This is a genomic window from Anaerobacillus sp. 1_MG-2023 (genome assembly GCF_030547345.1).
In the GTDB taxonomy this organism is placed as follows: domain Bacteria; phylum Bacillota; class Bacilli; order Bacillales; family Guptibacillaceae; genus Guptibacillus; species Guptibacillus hwajinpoensis_B.
This window is the reverse complement of the sequence record NZ_JAUORD010000002.1, coordinates 465,547-484,996: the sequence shown is the minus strand read 5'-3', so window position 1 is coordinate 484,996 and position 19,450 is coordinate 465,547. Positions and strand designations below refer to the sequence as shown.

Below are 19,450 nucleotides of genomic sequence, written 5' to 3'. Positions count from 1 at the left end.
AATCGGAAAAGCATTTTTTCAGCAGAAGTGTAAAAAGGAAACGAGCAGAAAGTGTAAAATTCAACTTGACGTCTACACCCTACTATTGTAAGAAATAAAATATTCTCTTCAAAGTCATTGAAAAATACCCCATATAATGCCCAAACTATTATAAAAGTAAATATTGAAATCAATAATCCTTTCATCTTCATTCCACCTTTTATACCTTCAGTTCAATATCTAAAACTCTATTCCAATTGTTTTAAAGGAGCGTAAATAACTCAATAATTTATTTTACAAAAAAAACTATCCTATTACAGATAAGCTCCGAGATTATGGATTTCGTTCTTTATTTAATAAAGTTGAATAGATGTAATAAATACCTCCAGGTAGACATAAAGAAAAAACGATAATATGTAATCCTAACAAACCATATTCAGCTTTTAAAATATATCCTAGTGATCTTAGTGATAAGATTATTAACAATAAACCGTATATTAAGTTCATTTTTTTAGCCTTAAACATTTTATTCCTCCTGACGGTATAGCTCCGAGTTTACGTAAGACTCGAATTCGAGATATCTCTTACTGTTCTTGTACTTAAACCCCTCTAGTTATACATAAAGACTTACACAATAGTTGAATATTGATTGTATGATGTCATATTAAGTCATTATTTCTTACGTATTCGTTCTAAAAATATAGGTGCTATATTTAGTGAGATAGAAACAATTGTCAATAACCAAAATGCCCTTGCCATACCAGGTACTACATCCGATAAAGCCGCCCAATCTTCTGCTTTTATCCACCCATTTAGATAACTGTAATCTGCACAAATTGTTAATGCTGTAAATGATAATGCCATCGCCATAGCAAGCTTATAATCCTTTCCTGCTGCATACAAAGAAAGGTTTATAACAGTTACTACTACGGCAATGACCCCTAATATTGCCCACATTACTATACCTCCTTATATATTCACTTAAATGATAACCCATTTTACTTATTAAAGATTACTGCCCTGTCAGTTAAATAGGTTAAACCACTGATACTACTTTTGCTTATGTAATAAAGGGCTAATGCTCTATTAAACAATTCCTCCGATATAGCTGAATACTCAATGAAGTAATAAACACTAGAATATCCTTTGGTTATTTTTTTCTATTATTCCGTAAGGTGATAAACAATTGTGATGCAAGGATAACTGTTATTATGCCTAGCAAAATATTAGTTACACTTAATGTTCCATTCAAATCGTTTAACACGCCAGCGATTGACTCGAGTCTTATTTCCAAGGTATTCCCTCCCTTTCCAGTTCAACATTGTTCCAATTATTTCAAAACCCACTCACTTACTCAACCTTTACTTTAAAGAAAAAGACGTAATTCCGTAGTACGGAATCACGCCCTATTAATCAAGATCATTCTTTAACATACCCTGATATGATATTACAGAATTGTTCCGAGATTATGGAATACCGTTATGCTTCTAATATTTGATGCTGATCAACCTTTAAAATGGATTATAGAAAATACACTAAGGCACAAGCGAACCCTGTGACAAAGTAAGTTATTAATCCTCTGACCCAAAGCATCTTTCCGAATGAATCATTTATTTTAAAGGTGACATAGATCATTCGAGTCATCAACATAGATAATTTCCTAAGGCTCTCCTTTTCGCTACGATTTGTAGTAATAAGGCGAAAACGCTTCTTTTAATGATGTAAATAGAGTCTTAGAAAACATACTATACATCAATTTAGCGATAATGATAGACATGATCGATCCTAAATTTCCAGCATATCCAGGCATGAGAAATCCAAATGGCCGCCATAACCAACATCACGATAAATAGCCATACTTGATTATTTTCGAGTTTTTTCTAGTAAACACCCCTCTCTTTCCATTCAACAACTTCCTAACACCGATATGGCCCGCCCACCGCCTTTAACACCATTCAATTAACGTATAAAAAACATTAAAGAAAGCTGCTTAAGTTCAGAGAAAAATAAAAGAGATACAGTATGCTTATTCATACATGTCCCCAACTGGTAAAAATTAAACACAACGAATTAGACCGCTTTTATTATAATTGTAAATAATACTTTGTCTTAAACTTTCCTCTTACATTGACGGCTATGAAGGTAGGCACCAGAACATTTCTATAGAAGATTGTCAAACCAATCAAAATAAAATAAATTTTCTAACTTTTTCATCAAATATATTGACAGAAATCCTTCACCTTGCTAACATGACACTTAATTAAACAACGAAATAACATTCTTATCCAGAGAGGTGGAGGGACTGGCCCTGTGAAACCCGGCAACCGCTATACTCCTAGCATGGTGCCAAATCCTACTGAGTTAATGCTCAGGAAGATAAGAGAATCCTAAATCTCTTAACCTCTCTATTTCACTGATAGAGAGGTTTTATATTTTCCAATTGAATAATCATTCTTATCCAGAGAGGCAGAGGGACTGGCCCGTTGACGCCCGGCAACCATCAAGCATGCGCTTGATAAGGTGCTAATTCCTGCAGGAGATAATCCTGAAAGATAAGAAGAGCTAAGAGCCCTCTTCTTGTTTTTTAGTGAAGAGGGCTCGTTCTATTTGAAAAAAGGAGTTGTTACATATATGAAAACCGTTCTGTTAGATGGAATCCGTACCCCATTCGGAAAATGGAAAGGAGCATTGAAAAAGCTATCAGCAGCAGAGCTTGGTACGAATGCGCTAAGCGCTCTGTTAGAAAAAAACCCGGTTGCAAAACAGGCGGATGGCGTACTGCTGGCACAAGTGATCCAGGCTGGGGGCGGGCAAAATCCTGCCAGACAAGTTGCTTATCAGGCAGGAGTCGATATCGGTACACCCGCCATCACATTGAACAATGTTTGTTTAGGCGGAATCGCTACAATTGCGGATGCCTCCCGGAGAATGCATTTCAATGAAGGTGAATTATACATTGTCGGCGGTTTTGACTCGATGACGAACGCTCCTCATACCGCTCCTGTGCGTGCTTCTTCAGGCCTTAGTCATGCCCTGCTTAGAGATACGTTACTGAACGACGGTTTGTGGTGCGCTTTGAGTGATGTTTCGATGGGAGCTCTTACGGATGAGAAAAACCGATCCTTCGAAATAAGTCGCGCGGAACAAGATGAGTATGCAGCTCTTTCCCAGCATCGAGCATCTAATGCTCAGGAAAAGGGATTTTTCCAACCAGAAATAGATCCTATTTCCGGTCTACTTGCAGAAGATGAAGGCATCCGTAAAGGAACGACAGCAGAAAAGTTAGCCAGCCTTTCTCCCGCCTTTTCAAACGAAGGCACGATTACAGCAGGGAATGCATCTCAGATGACGGACGGAGCGAGCATTGGCATCGTGACCACAAAAGAGAAAGCGGAATCACTCGGCCAGGAGCCGCTGGCGGAAGTAATCAGTTGGTCAGAAATTGCAGGGCCAGATCCGAGCTTACAAACAAAACCATCGCAAGCGATCAAAGAACTATTAGATAGACACCTTTTGACTACAGATGATATTGATCTATTTGAAATCAATGAAGCATTTGCCAGTGTCGTCATCGCAAGCTGCCGTGATCTTGGCATCGATTATGATCGTGTCAATGTCAACGGTGGTGCCATCGCTCTTGGTCACCCATTAGGTGGCACAGGATTCCGGCTGGTTTTGACACTTGCCCACGAACTGAAACGGCGGGGTGGTGGAAAAGGCATCGCTTCCCTTTGCGGTGGTGGTGGACAGGGAATGGCAATTTTGATTGAAGTTCCTTATTTATAACTCGAAAGGAGACAAATCCAATGCCTACATCAACAACAACTCAACGTTCCCCTTTTGTATGGGAACCGTCGAGCGAAAGAATAGACCAATCACACATCAAAGCTTTTGCCGATTATACCGGCCAGTCCCTTTTTCCTTATGAACGGTTCCACCGCTGGTCCATTTCCCAACTGGCTGAATTTTGGTCAGGAGTATGGGATTATGCAGGAATCATTGGGGAAAAGGGTGATCGTGTGTTTCTCCCTTCCGATTCAATGCCAGATAGCAAATGGTTCCCTGAAGCAGAATTGAATTTCGCTGAAAATTTATTGCGTGGTTCTCTTGATCGGATTGCTGCCTATGAAGCGAATGAGACAGGCGTCCGCCGGAGTATCAATTTGGGAGAGCTAAGGCAATCCGTAGCGAGAGCCCAGGAAGGGTTAAAACGACTAGGTGTACAAAAAGGCGATTGTGTTGCCGGCGTCACCACAAACGATATTCAAGGGTTGGTGGCTTTGTTAGCGACCACTTCGCTCGGAGCCACATGGACGTCCTGTTCTCCTGACTTCGGAACAAAAGGAATCGTTGATCGAATCGGGCAGGTGAAACCAAAAGTATTGATCGCTACCCTCTCCTATCACTATAAGCAAAAGCCATATCATATTGAGGACAAAATCAAGCAAATGACGGAAAACCTGGTAGGACTATCCGCAATCATAACGCTCGAAGGGGTTGCTTCGATTGAAGGGGTTGAATCTCTTTCGTGGAACCAGCTTTGTGACAACGATGCAAAAAAGCCGACATTCCAACCTGTTCCTTTTGAGCACCCCTTATATATTTTATATACATCTGGAACGACAGGACTTCCGAAAGCAATCGTCCATTCTGTCGGCGGGACCCTCCTTCAACATGTGAAAGAACACCAGCTCCATTGCGACGTCCAGCAAAATGATGTGTTGTTTTGGTATACCAATACAGCCTGGATGATGTATCCATGGCTCGTTTCCGGGTTAGCCAGTGAAGCGGCCATCCTGTTGTATGATGGCTCTCCCGTCAGGCAAGATTCCCTCTCCCATTTGTGGGACATTGCCGATGAAGTCGGAGTCACCCATTTCGGCACAAGTCCTAAGTATTTAGATACATTGATGAAAGCAGATGTCGACCTGAAAAGTAGTCATTCGCTCGGTTCATTGAAAAGTCTGTTATCATGCGGCGCCCCATTAGCTCCAGAGCAATACGATTGGGTTTTTCAAACGATAAAAAAGGATTTGTTCCTTGCTTCCATTTCTGGCGGAACAGAAATTATCGGCTGCTTTGTGATGGGAGCTCCAGTACTACCCGTGAAACGAGGCGAAATCGCCTGCAAAGCGTTGGGAATGGCGGTTGATGTATTGGATGAGCGAGGGGCATCTGTATATGCAGAAAAAGGCGACCTTGTGTGTACCCAACCATTCCCGAGCATGCCGCTCACCTTTTTCGGCGAAGGTGGAGAGGAACGCTACCGGAAGAGTTATTTTTCCAAACGGTCAGGAATTTGGACACATGGGGACTTAGCAGAACAAACCATCGACCAATCACTTATCATTTATGGGCGTGCTGATACGACATTGAATCCAGGTGGCGTCAGGATCGGTACGGCAGAAATTTACCGTGTCGTGGAGCACATCAAAGAAATAAAGGATTCCGTCGTATTCGGATTACCGAAAGATCATGACGAAGAAATCGTCCTATGTGTAGTCACAGAACAACTTACGGAAGACTTAGCAAAAGAAATACGCCAGCAAATTCGGGCTAAAGCTTCTCCACGCCACGTACCGAAGCGAATTTATCAAGTGGAGGAAATCCCACATACCAACAATGGAAAAAAAGTCGAAGGAGCAGCGAAAACAGCCGCTTCAGGAAATGAAGTGAAAAATGAAGCATCATTAAGGAATCCATCTGTTTTACAATCATTTCGCAAGCTATCAGAAAAGGAGTTCGTGTAATGGCAAGCCAAACACAGGGGGCCATCATAGGAATCGGTGAGCTGAAGCCCGTCCGTTATTCTACAGGAGAAACAACATTAAGTTTGATTGCAGAATCCGTCCGCCTCGCTCTTCAGGATGCAGGCATCTCCAAGGAAGACGTCGATGGTCTCCTCGTCGGACCACAAGTCGGGGAGACACCACAACATGTGCCGGCAACAGTTTCTGAATATCTCGGAATCGATCCCACTATGTCCAATACAGTGGATCTCGGGGGAGCGACCGGGCCGGGGATGATCTGGAGAGCAGCTGCAGCCATCCAGGCAGGAATGTGCGAAACCGTCGTTTGTGTCTTAGCAAACAAAAATGAAAAAGGGGAAACATTGCGATCCCCGAACCGCAATCCGATCCGCGAATTTGACGTTCCTTTCGGTGCCTCGGGGGCCAACACTTCATATGCTTTATTGAAAAGACAGCATATGGAAGAGTACGGATCCACCCAGGAAGAATTTGCAAGAATCGCCTATTGGGCACGGAAAAATGCCCAGTTGAACACGGATGCCATTTTTTATGGGAATCCAATCGAAGTTGAAGATATTCTCGCCTCTCCGATCATTGCCGATCCGCTTCACCTGCTTGAAATCGTCATGCCTGTCGCCGGTGGAGCAGCAGTCGTCATGACATCTGCGGAAAAAGCATCAAAAGGTAAGCATAAACCGGTTTACCTGAAAGGAGCTGGTGAAAAAATCACTCACCGGGCTGTGAGCCAGGCACCAAGCCTAGACAGCTTGCCATTCAACTATTCGATACCGAGGGCGCTTGACCAGGCACAGACGAATATTGAAAACATCGACCTCTACTCTTTATATGACTGTTATACAAGTGTCGTTGCCGCCACCCTTGAGAGTGCTGGTCTATGTAAACCTGGAGGGTTCGGGGATTTTGTGAAAAACCATAGTTTCGGCCATGACGGAGATTTCCCATTAAACACACATGGCGGCCAGTTGGGCTTCGGTCAAGCGGACTTAGCAGGCGGAATGTCCCATGTCGTGGAAGCCGTCCATCAATTGAGAGGCGAAGCTGGAAACAGGCAAATCCCTGATGCCAGAAAGGCTCTTGTGACAGGAAACGGAGCCACATTAAGTGAAACGACTGCCGTTGTGTTAGGAGGAGAACGATGACCGAATTTCAAAACATATCCTTGCCAGGTCCTACCATTACTCCTGTCAGTGAACCATTCTGGGAAAGTATCAAAGCAGGACATCTCCGTCTTCAGCAATGTGACAAGTGTGAGCAGTGGTTATTTTATCCTCGCGAGCACTGTCCCCACTGTTTCCATCACTCACTAACATGGAAAAAAGCTTCAGGCCGTGGGAGGCTGAAAACTTGGAGCGTAATCCACCGGGCCGGACATCCCGCATGGCAAGAGCATACCCCGTATGTTGTCGGCGTCGTCTCGCTTGAAGAAGGGCCTTCTCTATTGACTCATTTATTGATCGAGGAAGCTGCCTTAACCTATAACATGAAAGTCGAAGTGGAGATCAATGAAATCGGTCCACATCCATTGCCATTCTTCAAAACACAGGAGGAAAAGATATGATACTAACTTACTTCATAGCTATCGCCTTATTCTGGTTACTCGGGTTGCTTATATGGAAGAATTTTTACACCACGAAGAAAGGAGAACGATAAAAGATGCTTACGAGTTCCAGTGTTCTACTATGGACAGTCATCCTTTTATTGACCGTATACTTTGCTGCTGTAACATGGGTGGGTAAAAAAGGCCAAGCCCATAGCCGATCGATGGCCGGTTTTGCTACAGCCCGGGGGAAAGTCAGTCCCTGGCTTGTTGGTGCAAGTTTTGCCACCTCTTACGCCAGTGCCAACCTATTCATCGGGGTCCCGGGTCTCGCCTACGAACACGGTACCGCCGTGCTCTGGTACACCCTTGGTTGCTTTGGTGTTTCCTGGGTCGGACTTCTTCTTTTTGCCAAAACGTTCTGGCGTTACGGTAAAAAATTCGGCCATGTCTCGACACTCCCGGAGTGGCTTGGAAAACGTTATAACTCAAAAGCCTTGCAAGCAATAGTCTCTTTACTGATCTTATTCAATGTCTATTATATCGTCGGACAAAACGTCGGACTTGCGACCATTTTTGAAACCGTCATCGGTATTCCATATTTCTGGGGCATCATTATCGGTGTTGCCATTACGATTCTTTACATAGGTCTTGGTGGTGCCTTCGCACAAATGATCACCGACGGCATCCAGGGAATTCTTATGGCAATCACCTCTATCTTCATCGTCGTTTCCTTTTTCTGGACCATTGGTGGAGGATGGAACGTATTCGGTGTACTGACCGATCGCTTGCATGCCATCGACCCGAACCTGACTGCCGCTATTGCTGACAGCGGTCCATATAACAGTGCTCTCGCAATCATGGCCGTACAGTTCCTTCTATTCAGTTTCGTTTTAATGCCACACCTGTTGAACAAAGTACTGTCGATTGAAAAAGAGAAAGACTTGGCTCCATTCACGTTATCCGCAGGGTTGGTACTATGCGTCATTTCTACTCTGATGGTCCTCGGTGGACTTGCTGCCCGCGTACTTTTCCCAAGCTTACAAAGTGCCGATGCGGCGATTCCAATCTATGTGATAGAAGCCTTTCCGAGTATCATCGCAGCCATCATGATCGTCGGAATCATCTCAGCGATTTTATCCAGTACGGACAGTCTGTATCTAGGAATCACTACTAGTATCGGCAACGATTTGTACCGCGTTGTCGCACCGATCCTGTCATCAAGGAAAATGTCCGCACAAGAACTTGACAACAAATCGTTGAACGTTGCGAAGGGATCACTGATTGTTGTCGGACTCCTGTCCCTCTACTTCTCATTAGAACGACCAGAGTCGTTGGCATTTCTGATTCAATTCAGCTTTTCCGCGATCATATCCGGCATCATCGCTCCGATTACGCTCGGGTATTTCTGGAACCTTGCCAATAACTATGGCGCCATCGCCGCTGTGGTTACAGGTGCTTCCTTATATGTCACCTTTACGTCTCTCAACTTGATTGGAAATATCTTCATTGCCATGTTCCTCAGTGCTGCTGCTGCCTTTATCATCATGGGAATCGTCAGTGTATTAACAGCTAAAGAAAAGGAAGAAAAGTTGGTGTTGGAAAAATCCGGTTAAAAAAATACCAGCTTTCCTGATTATCAGGAAAGCTGGTATTTTACATATCACTAAGAGTTCTGAAAATTTTATATGACATAAGTAAGAACCGCCTCGGATTACTTTAGGTGTTTGTCTATTGATTTGTCACCACCCCCCTTTTTTTCTAGAAAGGACGAGTGGTAAACCAGTATTTATACCGCCCCATAAACGTTATAAAGTTCATACAAATTCATAGGAAATGATTTATGGAGAGAGAGGTTTGCATAATGGATAAGCAATTTGTATTCTTGTTTTATCAATCTGAAAAACAGCAAAAAAGAACTCCTTTGAGCAAATGGCGCCTTAGCTGGTCCGATGAAGAGACAAATATAGGAGTCAGGGTAAATGCTGACTCCTATATTTGTTATTGTCATTTTGTAAATTGGTTATGTATAGCTTGTTCCAAATATGCTCCGAGATAACTGAACAAAGGACTTTATCCAATATTCTTGACTTACACCCGATTGTTAACGAACATCTTAGATCAGGAATATAAATACGGGGACAACAAGAATAAAAATTGTACTTACAATTAATAAAGTGAAATACTCTTTTTCCTTGTAAATTAACATTTCAATGACCTTAACTAAATTGGATAAGCCTAAAGAGAAGAGCATACCAAAAAGCAATAAATTCATATTGTTGGCTAAAGGAGTAAAATTTAATAATGCAGATATAGACATAACCATAACCCTAACAGCGAAATACAATGTAATTACGGATAAGAAAGCTTTAATAACAAAAAACAACTTACTTTTTCTATATTCCTCTCCAACCTTGTTTAACATTTTCAGTTTAACTCACCCCTTCCACAATCTGACTTTAAACTATATGGAGCACTTATTTTTTTAAGCAAATGCTCCGATATAACAGAAGAATCGGTATCGAGATGTATCTTAATTGAAGATGAATGTAGTTGAACAATTAGAAGAGCAACGAAAAAATTATAAAACCAATAGTGATCGCAACTATTAAAATTAAAGTTCCCTTCCATCCTAAACTACCTACTAAATCAACTAATCCCCCATTATTAGCTCTATTGAAAGAATCATTTATGTTCCCAGCAGGATTTCTTTTCAACTCTTCTTGTCTTAATTTCTCTCTGTTCCTTTCAGGTGATTTCTTCGGGTCCATTATCACCACACTCCTTCTCAATTCCAATTATTTCAAACCACACTAACATACTCAACCGTATTCTTTTAAAAAGACGTAATACCTCAGTTGGAATTACGTCGAATGAATGAAGATTAAGATTCAACGTTTACGCTGCTATGATCTTGCAGAACCGCTCCGAGATAATGGAACATCATAATAACCTAATAGTAACATCCTATTGAGGTCTGTTCGAAAACCTTCCAATGTCCATTCATAACAGAGGCTTGATATCTCATTACGATATAATGTCTTATTTTTTCCTCATCTTTTGTTTGAATATAATAGGTATCAGATCCCTTATAATCTATTTCTATAATTTCCTGACCTTTAAACTTGTGATCTTTTGAAACAAATTCTTTAAGTCCATTTTCCTCATTAATATCTTTGAACAGGTTATATGGACCACAAGAGGATATTCCTAATACAATTAGTAGAAATAATCCTATTAGTATGATTTTCCTCATTTCAACCCCCAACTACCGAGCTATTTTATCCACCTTAAAATTAAATGATCATAGGGCAACTAAATTATTTTCGTTTTTTATTAAGTGCCCTTCTTTAACAACCCTCTTACGATTTCAATGTCACTTCGTGAAATTCTATACACCTTATCTTCGTATCCAATGTATGTAAGGTAGCTCTCTTGATCTGAACTCCCAAGTATAAGATTTAGACCTTGAGTATCTTGATTTTCATACTCCACTAGAATATCGTAGTCCGGAGTTACTTGAGAAATTTCCTTATTAACCAATGTTGATCGTTCTATAGTCCCTTCAAAAATAGATGTTATTTTGTTTTCTTGTGAAGAAAAGATATAGTTTTCATTTAGCCCGCCGAAACCTTCTGAATTAGAAACAGCGATTTTAGTAATTTTATCTAGTACCACCATCTCCTTTGTTTCAGATTGGCATCCTAGTAAAGTAAACAAAATACATACAAATGGAATTATTAAAATAAATCTTTTCATACTCTCCCCCAAATATTTTTTGTATAATATTCTCTAAAGCTATCCTAAGGAAATATCCAATGCCAATTATTTCAAATTAACGCGAATAACTCAATCTTTTGTTCACAGAAAAGGAGCCTATCTTATTACAGATAAGCTCCGATTTTCTTGAAAACACGATATCAAGAAACAAACATTTAATCATTTAGATAGGTATTTCATACCGATTTGAGAAAATACCTGTATATTCCTTGACGGGAATATTCCGAATAAGGAATACTTGACTTAACACCAAGAAGCGAAACAGATTAAAGCGAAAGAACTTGGGGGTGATTTATAATGTAACACCTTACACTACTTATGAAAAATACCCATGATAGGAGAAAATTCATCATGAACGTACAAACATTCAGTGCACTGGCCGAACCCAACCGTCTTGCTATAGTCGACCTTCTACTTGATGAACCTCTACCAGTAGGGGAGATTGCGGGAAAGTTAAAACTAAACCAGTCTCAAACTTCAAAACACCTTCGCGTTTTGACCGAAGCTGGTCTTGTTGTGGTTCAGCCGCTAGCAAATCGTCGAATATATAAGCTAAGACCAGAACCACTACAAGAGATAGATGAGTGGCTTGACTCCTACCGTCGAATTTGGGATTCGCGGATGGATCGGTTGGAAGATTATCTCAATAGTGTCCAGACAGTCCAACAAAAAAACACTAAATTTGATTAGAGAGCAAAACCATTAAGGATCTCGCAGGGTCCACTCCTATAACTTGTATAGCAAGAATTAAAGTAAAGACATAAAGGTTTGAAACATACTAATGATACTTCCCTAAAAGTATTTAACTTTGACGATGATGAAAATAATGAATTTGCTGTACAGGTGAAGAGTTAAATTTGAAAGTTTATACAATTGGAGGGAAGAATCAAAATGTCTACCAATGAATTAAAATCTAGAGTAGAGAATGATCAGATGCTAGTACTGGAGCGTAACTTCGATGCACCCCGCGATCTCGTGTTTAAAATGTTTAAAGAACCTGAGCATCTCAAGCATTGGTGGGGGCCTAATGGTTGGGAACTTCCAGTTTGCCACGTTGATTTTCGAACGGGTGGTACATGGCATTTTTGTATGAAATGTATGGATCAGAATCAAGGAGAATATTATGGCATGGAGTCTTGGGGAAAAGTTATTTACAAAGATATTATTGAACCAGAGATGATTACTTACACTGATTATTTCTCAGATGCCGATGGTAATATTGACGAAACGATGCCTTCATCCGAGATCACTTTGGAATTCATCGATATGGGTGGCAAGACCAAGCTAATTAGCCGTACAGAATATGAGTCTTCGGCAGCCCTCAATAAAGTCATGGATATGGGGATGCTGCAGGGGATCACAGAAACTTGGAATCGCCTAGAAGAGCGTCTGAAAGAAGTTAAATAACTAAAATCAAAAGAGGAATATTAATTACCAATTAAAAATCCCCCCCATCTGTGATTTAATCAGAGTACCAAAGAAGAAGCAAAATTTTATATATCTATTTTCTTGATTCAAAAGTCACAAACATCACAACACTACGTAACACTTCACCTGAAGATTGTGACGTCGTTTCTTCTCATATTGCAGATTATAATTTCAAGGTCATAAAGTCAGTATGACAAGATGATGTCTTGGTATTTCAATGTTTGGAAGGCTATTGCGGAATCCATAATTCGCAATCCCCCCTTTTTTAGATGATGCATTACCTACGAGTTGACCTATCGAAAATTGAAACTACCCTTTAACATTTAAATTTAATACAAGGATAACCCCTTCTATTGCGTACCTGATTGTTTAAGAGTTCGCTAACCAAGGAGGAACCAAAATTGAAGAAAATCAACATTACCTATTGGGTTTTTACAGGGCTGTTGTCAGTATTAATGCTTTTCGGTTCTATTCCTGATATTAACTCCGATCCTGAGGCAGTTGCTTTATTCAACCATTTAGGCTATCCTGCTTACCTTCTTCCCTTTCTTGGTATTGCAAAATTACTAGGTGTAGTTGCGATTCTAATTCCTGGTTTTTCGCGTATTAAAGAGTGGGCTTATGCGGGCTTAACATTTGATTTGACAGGGGCTATGTACTCAACCATATTAGTAGATGGACTGACGAGTGATTTAATAGTTTTCGTCATCGGATATACAGTAATTGCTGGATCTTATGTTTTATATCATAAAAAACTTAAAGACGTTTTATTGAATCATACGAAAAAAAATGACACAGGTGAAGTGCTAGAACACAAAGTTAATTAAATCGATTCGGGTGTATTAAAGAAAAACACTGTTTATCAGTGTTTTTCTTTTTGCTGAAGATGGGTTTGATCATATTATCTTATACAAGAGGAAGATGAGTATATAGCTGTCCTATCCCTGTTCATTAACAAATAGTTTAAAAACTTTATGACTCTTTACTCTTTTAATAAATAGCTTTTATAGGAGAAATAACTTTCTTACGAAGGAGATCCCTATGTCGATCCGCAGACGTCTTTTCTTCTCAAATGCTGCGATGATTCTGTTTCCAGTTGTTATCATTATTATCCTGTTGAATTTAGTATTGGGCGGGCAGTATAGGAGCTGGGGACAACAATTGGCCCAAGAGTCCGATGTGGTCAGCAAACTGATCAGACTATCCTCCCTTGAGCAAGATAAACTATCCAATCAGGAATATATGGATAATATATCTAAGCAAACAGACATGGCCACAATAGATATCATTGTCCTTAAAAATCAAGAACTTTTGTATCCTACGGATACCACTGATGACATTTCAATAGAAGATTTACCGAGGTTTGGGAATGAAGGCTACGACCCTGTTGCCTGGCTAGAAGGAAATCAATATGCTGTTCACCAACATGACTTTTATTTTGATGATGGAAGTAAAGGTTCCATTTTACTGTTAAATAGTGAACGGTCATTTGTTCGTTCTGCCCGTGCCTTTTTTCCAATAATCTTTTTGAGTTTAATTCTCCTTTTAATTATTACAAACGTGCTGCTCTCTTACTATACATCTAAAAGTATTTTGCAACCTATTAAACAATTATCTCAAGCCTCAGCTAAAATCAAACAGGGTTCATTAGACTTTTCGTTGAAACCCAGAAGTAAAGATGAACTAGGACGGCTTGTGCATTCATTCGATGAAATGCGGGAGCAGCTGAAGGAATCGATTAAATTGCGAGACCAATACGAAAATAATCGAAAAAGACTACTTGCAAACATTTCCCATGATTTAAAAACGCCAATGACTTCAATTCTGGGATACGTAGAAGGAATTCAAGTGGGGGTAGCAGATACCCCTGATAAAGAAAGAATATATCTTGAGATCATCTCCACCAAAGCAAATTACATGAATCGATTAATTGAAGAATTATTTCTTTATTCCAAGCTGGATTTGAATAAGCTACCTTTTCTTTTTGATGAAGTAAACATAATAGAGTTCATAAAGGATTATTTCGATGATATTCAGGACAGTCTTGAGGAGGACAATATTCAAGTAACATTAACTGCAGATGTTATCAATTCATCAATAAAGGTAGATCGAGATAAACTGATACGGGTCATGGAAAACATCATTTCCAACAGCCTAAAACACCTAAAGAATGACCAAAACCACTTGAAAGTATCCATAAAGAATCACCCAAGACAAATAGAAATCGTAGTAACCGATAATGGCCCAGGAGTCCGTGAGGAAAGATTAGAGGACATTTTTTCGAGCTTTTATCAATGGGAGTCTTCCCGTCATATTGACGGAAGTGGACTCGGTCTATCTATCGCAGCTCAAATTATCGAAGCTCATGGTGGCAAGATCTGGGCAGAAAATGTTCCGGAAGGTGGATTGAGTATTAAGTTTACCCTTCAGAAATTTATGGAATCAGGTGATTAGCATGAGTAGAAAGATTTTAATTGTAGAGGATGACCAAACAATTGCCGAATTAGAACGAGACTTTCTTGAAATAGAGAACTATGAAGTCACCATTATTTCGGATGGAAAAGACACTCGGAATGGGCTAATAAACAATCAATTTGATTTAATCTTATTAGATATAATGCTCCCTACAATAAACGGATATGAGCTTTGCAAAGAGATACGCCAGAAAACGGATATCCCAATCCTAATGGTAACCGCCAAACATGAGGATGTGGATAAAGTACGAGGATTCGGGCTTGGTGCTGATGATTTTATTGTGAAACCCTTCAGCCCCACAGAGTTGGTCGCCCGGGTAAAGGCACATTTAGCTAGATATGAACGATTAGTACAACACGAGGCGCCACAAGGTGTCCTTCATATTGGCGAATTGGAAATCAACACTACATCGAGGCGAGTAATTTTAGAAGGAGAAGAAGTATCATTCACAACGAAAGAGTTCGACTTGCTGCAATTTATGGCCACCCAACCTAATCAAGTTTTTTCAAAAGAGCACTTGTATGAAAAAATATGGGGGTTAGATGCCATGGGAGATAATTCGACTGTTACAGTCCATATTAAAAAGATTCGAAAGAAAATGGAAAAAAACACCACAGCTCCACGTTATATAATAACCGTATGGGGATCAGGTTATCGATTTGATGACTAAGGTCCTATAAGACCACTTCCAAGTGTATGTAAGTAGTTCAGTTTTGAAGTACAAAAAGTGAAAATGCATAGCTATATGAGTATCAAATTGCAGGTCAATTTGATACTCTTTTTTCATTGATGTGGTAAGGAATTTCATCATTTTCCTGTAAAAAATGTAATGGAAAACGCAGCGCAAATTAACACTGGACAATAATTATTGTTTGATTGTAATTTAGGGTGTTAAAATGGGTATAATTTATCTCCCAAAACAAGGGGGGATTTTGGCAACAAGAAACAAGAATATAGAACAGGAGCTTGGAATATTCCAAGCTCCTGTTTGGTGACTTATTCAGTTAAAGCTCCGAGTTTGCGGAAGACTCGAAAACAAGATATATTTACTATTTTTCTCCATCCCCTTGCTTACTTATCTTAGGAATAATAAAGTACCAAGAAATAAAACCGCCTATCATTAGTCCTATTACGACTGTCCATTTTATTTCTCCGTATTTGAAATATCCAAAGAGAATAGCAACGACTGCAAAAACGAGTGCAGAGATAATACCCTCTTTAATTCGTTTATTCATTAGAAGATCTCCTTCTTATATATAAATTCCTAAAATTATGTATCATAATATTGAACCAGCGCTCCGAGATACTGGAAGATGGTAAATAAAGATCCTTCGGTCTTAAGGTTAAGACTTTTCTTCTTTTGATAACAGCCCAACAATGAACATGACAATAGCATATATAATAATCGTAGTTATTAATAAAGTTAACGGATTAAAATGATCATGCAAAAATGGGGACAAAACTATTGCTATTACCAGTAGTATTACACCAGCTTTTTTTTGGTTTTTCTTCTTTTTTGCAACTTCCATTTTCAATAATAACCTCCCTTTATTCCTGGGTTGCTCTTAAATAATGAAATAGCTGCAGAGACACCTTACTCAACTTTCGCTCCGAGATTGTGGAATATCAAATTTACATTATTAGTTGTTTTAGTTTCAATATTACTGGATACTTTCCATCAATAATTCCAGGTCATATTTTAGTGAACTTCTAACCTCTTCCGTCGTTTCTCCCATTATCTCTCCCTTAACCTCTGATATTGGATAATTCTCCTTTTTAAAGAGATAATGCTTTAATTCCAAGAAAGTACGCAATGGGAAATCAGCAGTAACCCATTGTTCCCTGTATCCAATAATCCCGTGTCTCTTGATTAAAGAATCAAATTCAATTAACACTACCTTTAAAAAATCATCATAGGAATACTCCGTTTGTATTACTTTGTTACCGATATCTTTGTTTTCCAAGTCCTCATAATAGGTTGCCTCTATGAATAGGATGTTGCTCTCTTTTAATTCAAGAGTCCAAAGAATCCCTTCTGGTTCACCTTCCCATTCAAAAGACACTCTTTCACCTTTGGCGCTTCGTAATGGATTTAAACAAAATAATGATTCTACTAAATCACCTAAACAGTCAGTAAGATAACTAGCTGAGAACTCCAGTTTTTGTGAATTTAATTCCACAACACAAGTTGCCCAGCCAGTTTCATTAAGGTAGTATTTGAATTCCATTTTCTATCTCATCCTATTCCTTTTCATAATCCAAATCTACATTATCTCTTCGTATTCCTACTCAATACTTAAATTAGACAATTACTTAATCTATTTGGTTAATACACTATCGCTCCGATTTAATTCAATAAAGAGAATAACTTGGTTTCACATCACTTTCTGTATAAATGTAAACTAGCATTAAGACACATAAAACATCATTAAATAAAACAGCCATTAAACCAGCGCTGTTGAAACCAAGATAAACAGCACCAACAAGTAACAATAGAACCAAGAGAAGTTTATCCATCATTATCCACTACCTTCTCCTTTTAATTATTTCTATTTACTCCATTTATCTACTCAATCATTTCAATACCAATTATTTCAAATTCCAATGACTAACTCAATCTTTATTTTATTCAAATTAGAGCTTATCCTAATTACAGATAAGCTCCGAGATTGTTGAAGTCTCGATTTCATAACATAGGGATTTATTCTTTCACTTTTATACTATTAAAAATGGAGTCTACAGCTCTCTTTATAACTTCAGGATTTTCAAGATGAACCCTATGTCCGGACTCTTTTGCCAAAATATATTTAGTGTTGGAGTTTAACTTTGTTTGATTGCGAATTAAATTTTGCCATATATTTTCTATGTCTTCGGCTTCTGACTTATGTAACCCTTCACTTTCTACCATTTCTATAATTGAAACCTTTGGATCCCTACCTATCACTATAGTAAAAGTATCAGGGAAGGCTTTGTAATAATTCGTTTCCCTGGACAATAGGTCAAATTCTAGTTCTTCACTTAGAGATTCGAACATGGTCGGGTTACTCATAAATTTCTCTACTTCTTTATGACTGATGCTTGGTAATATCTCTTTAAGCTCATTAACCCAATCTGCCATCTCCAGTTGTAGATGTTTTTTTGAAAGACCGGAATATGTTTTACATTTTTCTATCCAAGCTTCTGTACTATTGCCGTCCTCTCCCTCGATCTCAACTTCATCAAGCATATAAGCATCAAATGAAGTTGAGTCGACTAAAACAAACCCACTAGCCACGTTCGGATACTCCTGAGCAAATTGCTGAAGAATGAGTCCTCCGTATGAATGACCTATGATAATAGGTGAAGTAACACTAAGTTTCTTAATTAGTGCATTTAGATCCTTTGCGTTTTCCCTGCGATTTCTTGTTGTTATCCCTTTATCACTCTTGCCGCAGCCAGCTCTATTGTAAATAATAACTCTTGCGTGTCTTGAAAGATCTTCCCACAAAGCATTCCATTCAGATAAAGGACTTATCATACCTGGTTGGATGATTATAGTTCTACCATTGCCTTTCATCCATACCTCGAGCTCTTTGTCACCGATATCGACGAGTTTCTTAATATTAATCACCTCCAAGTGTCCCATTTACTTCTGATATATCTCGTTTCATAGGGAAGTGAAGGACACTTAACTATTATTAGATAATCGCTCCGATTTAATAGAACTATGAAAATATATTACATAGCTTATGTTTAGTGCTTAGAGCTCTACATACCCAAAGATTTTTTAACGTGAACTATCCCCTACAAACCAAGAAAACGTAGTAGTACATTCTTTCCTAAGCCTTACGCTTCATATCCCCTGTAATAAAATATAAGTAAAGGGGTTCCTAAAATAAGTATTATAAAAGATGGAAACCCATATCCCGTAACATATAACCAACCAGATCCTAACATTCCAGTAGATTTACCATGTAAAATAAAGTAACCAATGGTGTTGAATACCGTGAACTTTAATAGCACCAAGAGAGAAATCAATCCAATAGGTTTTTTCCCTTCTAATACATCGTAGTACAATAAGAAAGCCGTACAAAGATATAACAGAAGATAATTGCCTTCGAATCTCTCAAAATAATACAAAGAGAGGAAGAAAATCACAAAGAAATAACACAGAAAGAAAATTAAGTAAGGTCTTGTTTTACTGTTTAAGAAGGTTCTCACTCCTTAAATTTATGAATTTTTGATTCATCATACTTTCATTCAATTGAACTGTAGAAACAACAGTTCCAATTCTCCAATTTTTAGCAACGTGTTGCTTATCTTCTACAGACTTCTGATGTAGATTAATATGATTCTAAAAAGCAACTGAGTTTTCCACTACCTTGCCCAATACCTATATAGAGCGCTTACTTTTATTATACAAGCGCTCCGAGATTGTTGAAGAAGGACGATCATCATTTATGTGGAAATCGTCCTTTTTTATTTCCTGCTGAACAGTATA

General features: G+C 38.9%; 20 protein-coding genes and 2 riboswitches. Of the genes, 10 read left to right on the top strand and 10 right to left on the bottom strand.

Annotated features, from left to right (window positions below):
• Positions 1 to 185: hypothetical protein (locus Q4550_RS06345; protein ID WP_303531116.1), on the bottom strand; the 185-nt coding region annotated here is incomplete at its 3' end.
• Between the two features lie 466 nt (positions 186 to 651).
• Entirely contained in the window at positions 652 to 936 is a 285-nt protein-coding gene (locus tag Q4550_RS06340; RefSeq protein ID WP_303531114.1) for a hypothetical protein, read from the bottom strand.
• Positions 937 to 2,257: 1,321 nt separating this feature from the next.
• Positions 2,258 to 2,362: riboswitch (SAM riboswitch) on the top strand.
• Between the two features lie 68 nt (positions 2,363 to 2,430).
• A riboswitch (SAM riboswitch) is annotated at positions 2,431 to 2,538 on the top strand.
• 72 nt (positions 2,539 to 2,610) lie between these two features.
• Between Q4550_RS06340 and Q4550_RS06335 the strand changes: the two genes are divergently transcribed.
• From Q4550_RS06335 to Q4550_RS06315, 5 genes are all read left to right on the top strand, one after another.
• Entirely contained in the window at positions 2,611 to 3,765 is a 1,155-nt protein-coding gene (locus Q4550_RS06335) for an acetyl-CoA C-acyltransferase (protein WP_303531113.1), read from the top strand.
• A gap of 20 nt (positions 3,766 to 3,785) precedes the next feature.
• Positions 3,786 to 5,729 (top strand): acetoacetate--CoA ligase, encoded by a 1,944-nt coding sequence (locus Q4550_RS06330; protein ID WP_303531112.1) that lies wholly within the window; start codon positions 3,786 to 3,788, stop codon positions 5,727 to 5,729.
• Complete coding sequence (locus tag Q4550_RS06325; protein ID WP_303531111.1) at positions 5,729 to 6,889, top strand: thiolase family protein; 1,161 nt, start codon at positions 5,729 to 5,731, stop codon at positions 6,887 to 6,889. Before Q4550_RS06330 ends, Q4550_RS06325 begins: the two co-directional genes overlap by 1 nt.
• On the top strand, positions 6,886 to 7,308 hold the full coding sequence (locus Q4550_RS06320) for a Zn-ribbon domain-containing OB-fold protein (protein WP_303531110.1): 423 nt from the start codon (positions 6,886 to 6,888) through the stop codon (positions 7,306 to 7,308). Before Q4550_RS06325 ends, Q4550_RS06320 begins: the two co-directional genes overlap by 4 nt.
• A 95-nt stretch (positions 7,309 to 7,403) precedes the next feature.
• The gene (locus tag Q4550_RS06315) at positions 7,404 to 8,903 is read left to right on the top strand and encodes a sodium:solute symporter family protein (protein WP_303531108.1); all 1,500 of its coding nucleotides are present in this window, start codon (positions 7,404 to 7,406) and stop codon (positions 8,901 to 8,903) included.
• Positions 8,904 to 9,848: 945 nt separating this feature from the next.
• Here Q4550_RS06315 and Q4550_RS06310 read toward each other — a convergent pair.
• From Q4550_RS06310 to Q4550_RS06300, 3 genes are all read right to left on the bottom strand, one after another.
• Entirely contained in the window at positions 9,849 to 10,058 is a 210-nt protein-coding gene (locus tag Q4550_RS06310; RefSeq protein ID WP_303531107.1) for a DUF6366 family protein, read from the bottom strand.
• Between the two features lie 182 nt (positions 10,059 to 10,240).
• Positions 10,241 to 10,543 (bottom strand): hypothetical protein, encoded by a 303-nt coding sequence (locus Q4550_RS06305; protein ID WP_303531106.1) that lies wholly within the window; start codon positions 10,541 to 10,543, stop codon positions 10,241 to 10,243.
• A gap of 80 nt (positions 10,544 to 10,623) precedes the next feature.
• The gene (locus tag Q4550_RS06300; RefSeq protein ID WP_303531105.1) at positions 10,624 to 11,046 is read right to left on the bottom strand and encodes a hypothetical protein; all 423 of its coding nucleotides are present in this window, start codon (positions 11,044 to 11,046) and stop codon (positions 10,624 to 10,626) included.
• Between the two features lie 372 nt (positions 11,047 to 11,418).
• On the opposite strand from Q4550_RS06300, the gene Q4550_RS06295 reads away from it, so the two are divergent.
• The 5 genes from Q4550_RS06295 to Q4550_RS06275 all read left to right on the top strand — a co-directional run bounded on the left by Q4550_RS06295 (position 11,419) and on the right by Q4550_RS06275 (position 15,640).
• Entirely contained in the window at positions 11,419 to 11,757 is a 339-nt protein-coding gene (locus Q4550_RS06295) for an ArsR/SmtB family transcription factor (protein WP_303531103.1), read from the top strand.
• A 201-nt stretch (positions 11,758 to 11,958) separates the two neighbouring features.
• Entirely contained in the window at positions 11,959 to 12,474 is a 516-nt protein-coding gene (locus Q4550_RS06290; protein ID WP_303531102.1) for an SRPBCC domain-containing protein, read from the top strand.
• Positions 12,475 to 12,896: 422 nt separating this feature from the next.
• On the top strand, positions 12,897 to 13,322 hold the full coding sequence (locus Q4550_RS06285; protein WP_303531100.1) for a DoxX family protein: 426 nt from the start codon (positions 12,897 to 12,899) through the stop codon (positions 13,320 to 13,322).
• Positions 13,323 to 13,536: 214 nt separating this feature from the next.
• Positions 13,537 to 14,949 carry a HAMP domain-containing sensor histidine kinase gene (locus tag Q4550_RS06280; RefSeq protein WP_303531099.1) on the top strand — a complete coding sequence of 471 codons (1,413 nt, stop codon included), beginning with the start codon at positions 13,537 to 13,539 and terminating at the stop codon, positions 14,947 to 14,949.
• Between the two features lies 1 nt (position 14,950).
• Positions 14,951 to 15,640, top strand: coding sequence for a response regulator transcription factor (locus tag Q4550_RS06275; protein ID WP_303531097.1), 690 nt, complete (start codon positions 14,951 to 14,953; stop codon positions 15,638 to 15,640).
• 379 nt (positions 15,641 to 16,019) lie between these two features.
• Here Q4550_RS06275 and Q4550_RS06270 read toward each other — a convergent pair whose 3' ends face one another.
• The 5 genes from Q4550_RS06270 to Q4550_RS06250 form a co-directional block, all read right to left on the bottom strand.
• Positions 16,020 to 16,205, bottom strand: coding sequence for a hypothetical protein (locus Q4550_RS06270; RefSeq protein ID WP_098443857.1), 186 nt, complete (start codon positions 16,203 to 16,205; stop codon positions 16,020 to 16,022).
• Positions 16,206 to 16,313: 108 nt separating this feature from the next.
• Positions 16,314 to 16,505 (bottom strand): hypothetical protein, encoded by a 192-nt coding sequence (locus Q4550_RS06265; RefSeq protein WP_303531096.1) that lies wholly within the window; start codon positions 16,503 to 16,505, stop codon positions 16,314 to 16,316.
• 126 nt (positions 16,506 to 16,631) lie between these two features.
• Positions 16,632 to 17,198: a hypothetical protein gene (locus Q4550_RS06260; RefSeq protein ID WP_283153682.1), complete on the bottom strand. Its 567-nt coding sequence runs from the start codon at positions 17,196 to 17,198 to the stop codon at positions 16,632 to 16,634.
• Between the two features lie 124 nt (positions 17,199 to 17,322).
• Positions 17,323 to 17,487, bottom strand: a complete 165-nt coding sequence (locus Q4550_RS06255; protein WP_194218892.1) for a hypothetical protein — start codon at positions 17,485 to 17,487, stop codon at positions 17,323 to 17,325.
• Positions 17,488 to 17,671: 184 nt separating this feature from the next.
• A complete protein-coding gene (locus tag Q4550_RS06250) occupies positions 17,672 to 18,580 on the bottom strand; it encodes an alpha/beta fold hydrolase (RefSeq protein ID WP_303531092.1) in 909 nt (302 codons plus the stop codon).
• Between the last annotated feature and the right edge of the window lie 870 nt (positions 18,581 to 19,450).

What these genes read in the sequence shown, in the direction of transcription:
- Q4550_RS06340 (WP_303531114.1), bottom strand. Translation starts at nt 936, where the DNA reads ATGTGGGCAATATTAGGGGTCATTGCCGTAGTAGTAACTGTTATAAAC.
- Q4550_RS06335 (WP_303531113.1), top strand. Translation starts at nt 2,611, where the DNA reads ATGAAAACCGTTCTGTTAGATGGAATCCGTACCCCATTCGGAAAATGG.
- Q4550_RS06330 (WP_303531112.1), top strand. Translation starts at nt 3,786, where the DNA reads ATGCCTACATCAACAACAACTCAACGTTCCCCTTTTGTATGGGAACCG.
- Q4550_RS06325 (WP_303531111.1), top strand. Translation starts at nt 5,729, where the DNA reads ATGGCAAGCCAAACACAGGGGGCCATCATAGGAATCGGTGAGCTGAAG.
- Q4550_RS06320 (WP_303531110.1), top strand. Translation starts at nt 6,886, where the DNA reads ATGACCGAATTTCAAAACATATCCTTGCCAGGTCCTACCATTACTCCT.
- Q4550_RS06315 (WP_303531108.1), top strand. Translation starts at nt 7,404, where the DNA reads ATGCTTACGAGTTCCAGTGTTCTACTATGGACAGTCATCCTTTTATTG.
- Q4550_RS06310 (WP_303531107.1), bottom strand. Translation starts at nt 10,058, where the DNA reads ATGGACCCGAAGAAATCACCTGAAAGGAACAGAGAGAAATTAAGACAA.
- Q4550_RS06305 (WP_303531106.1), bottom strand. Translation starts at nt 10,543, where the DNA reads ATGAGGAAAATCATACTAATAGGATTATTTCTACTAATTGTATTAGGA.
- Q4550_RS06300 (WP_303531105.1), bottom strand. Translation starts at nt 11,046, where the DNA reads ATGAAAAGATTTATTTTAATAATTCCATTTGTATGTATTTTGTTTACT.
- Q4550_RS06295 (WP_303531103.1), top strand. Translation starts at nt 11,419, where the DNA reads ATGAACGTACAAACATTCAGTGCACTGGCCGAACCCAACCGTCTTGCT.
- Q4550_RS06290 (WP_303531102.1), top strand. Translation starts at nt 11,959, where the DNA reads ATGTCTACCAATGAATTAAAATCTAGAGTAGAGAATGATCAGATGCTA.
- Q4550_RS06280 (WP_303531099.1), top strand. Translation starts at nt 13,537, where the DNA reads ATGTCGATCCGCAGACGTCTTTTCTTCTCAAATGCTGCGATGATTCTG.
- Q4550_RS06275 (WP_303531097.1), top strand. Translation starts at nt 14,951, where the DNA reads ATGAGTAGAAAGATTTTAATTGTAGAGGATGACCAAACAATTGCCGAA.
- Q4550_RS06270 (WP_098443857.1), bottom strand. Translation starts at nt 16,205, where the DNA reads ATGAATAAACGAATTAAAGAGGGTATTATCTCTGCACTCGTTTTTGCA.
- Q4550_RS06260 (WP_283153682.1), bottom strand. Translation starts at nt 17,198, where the DNA reads ATGGAATTCAAATACTACCTTAATGAAACTGGCTGGGCAACTTGTGTT.
- Q4550_RS06255 (WP_194218892.1), bottom strand. Translation starts at nt 17,487, where the DNA reads ATGGATAAACTTCTCTTGGTTCTATTGTTACTTGTTGGTGCTGTTTAT.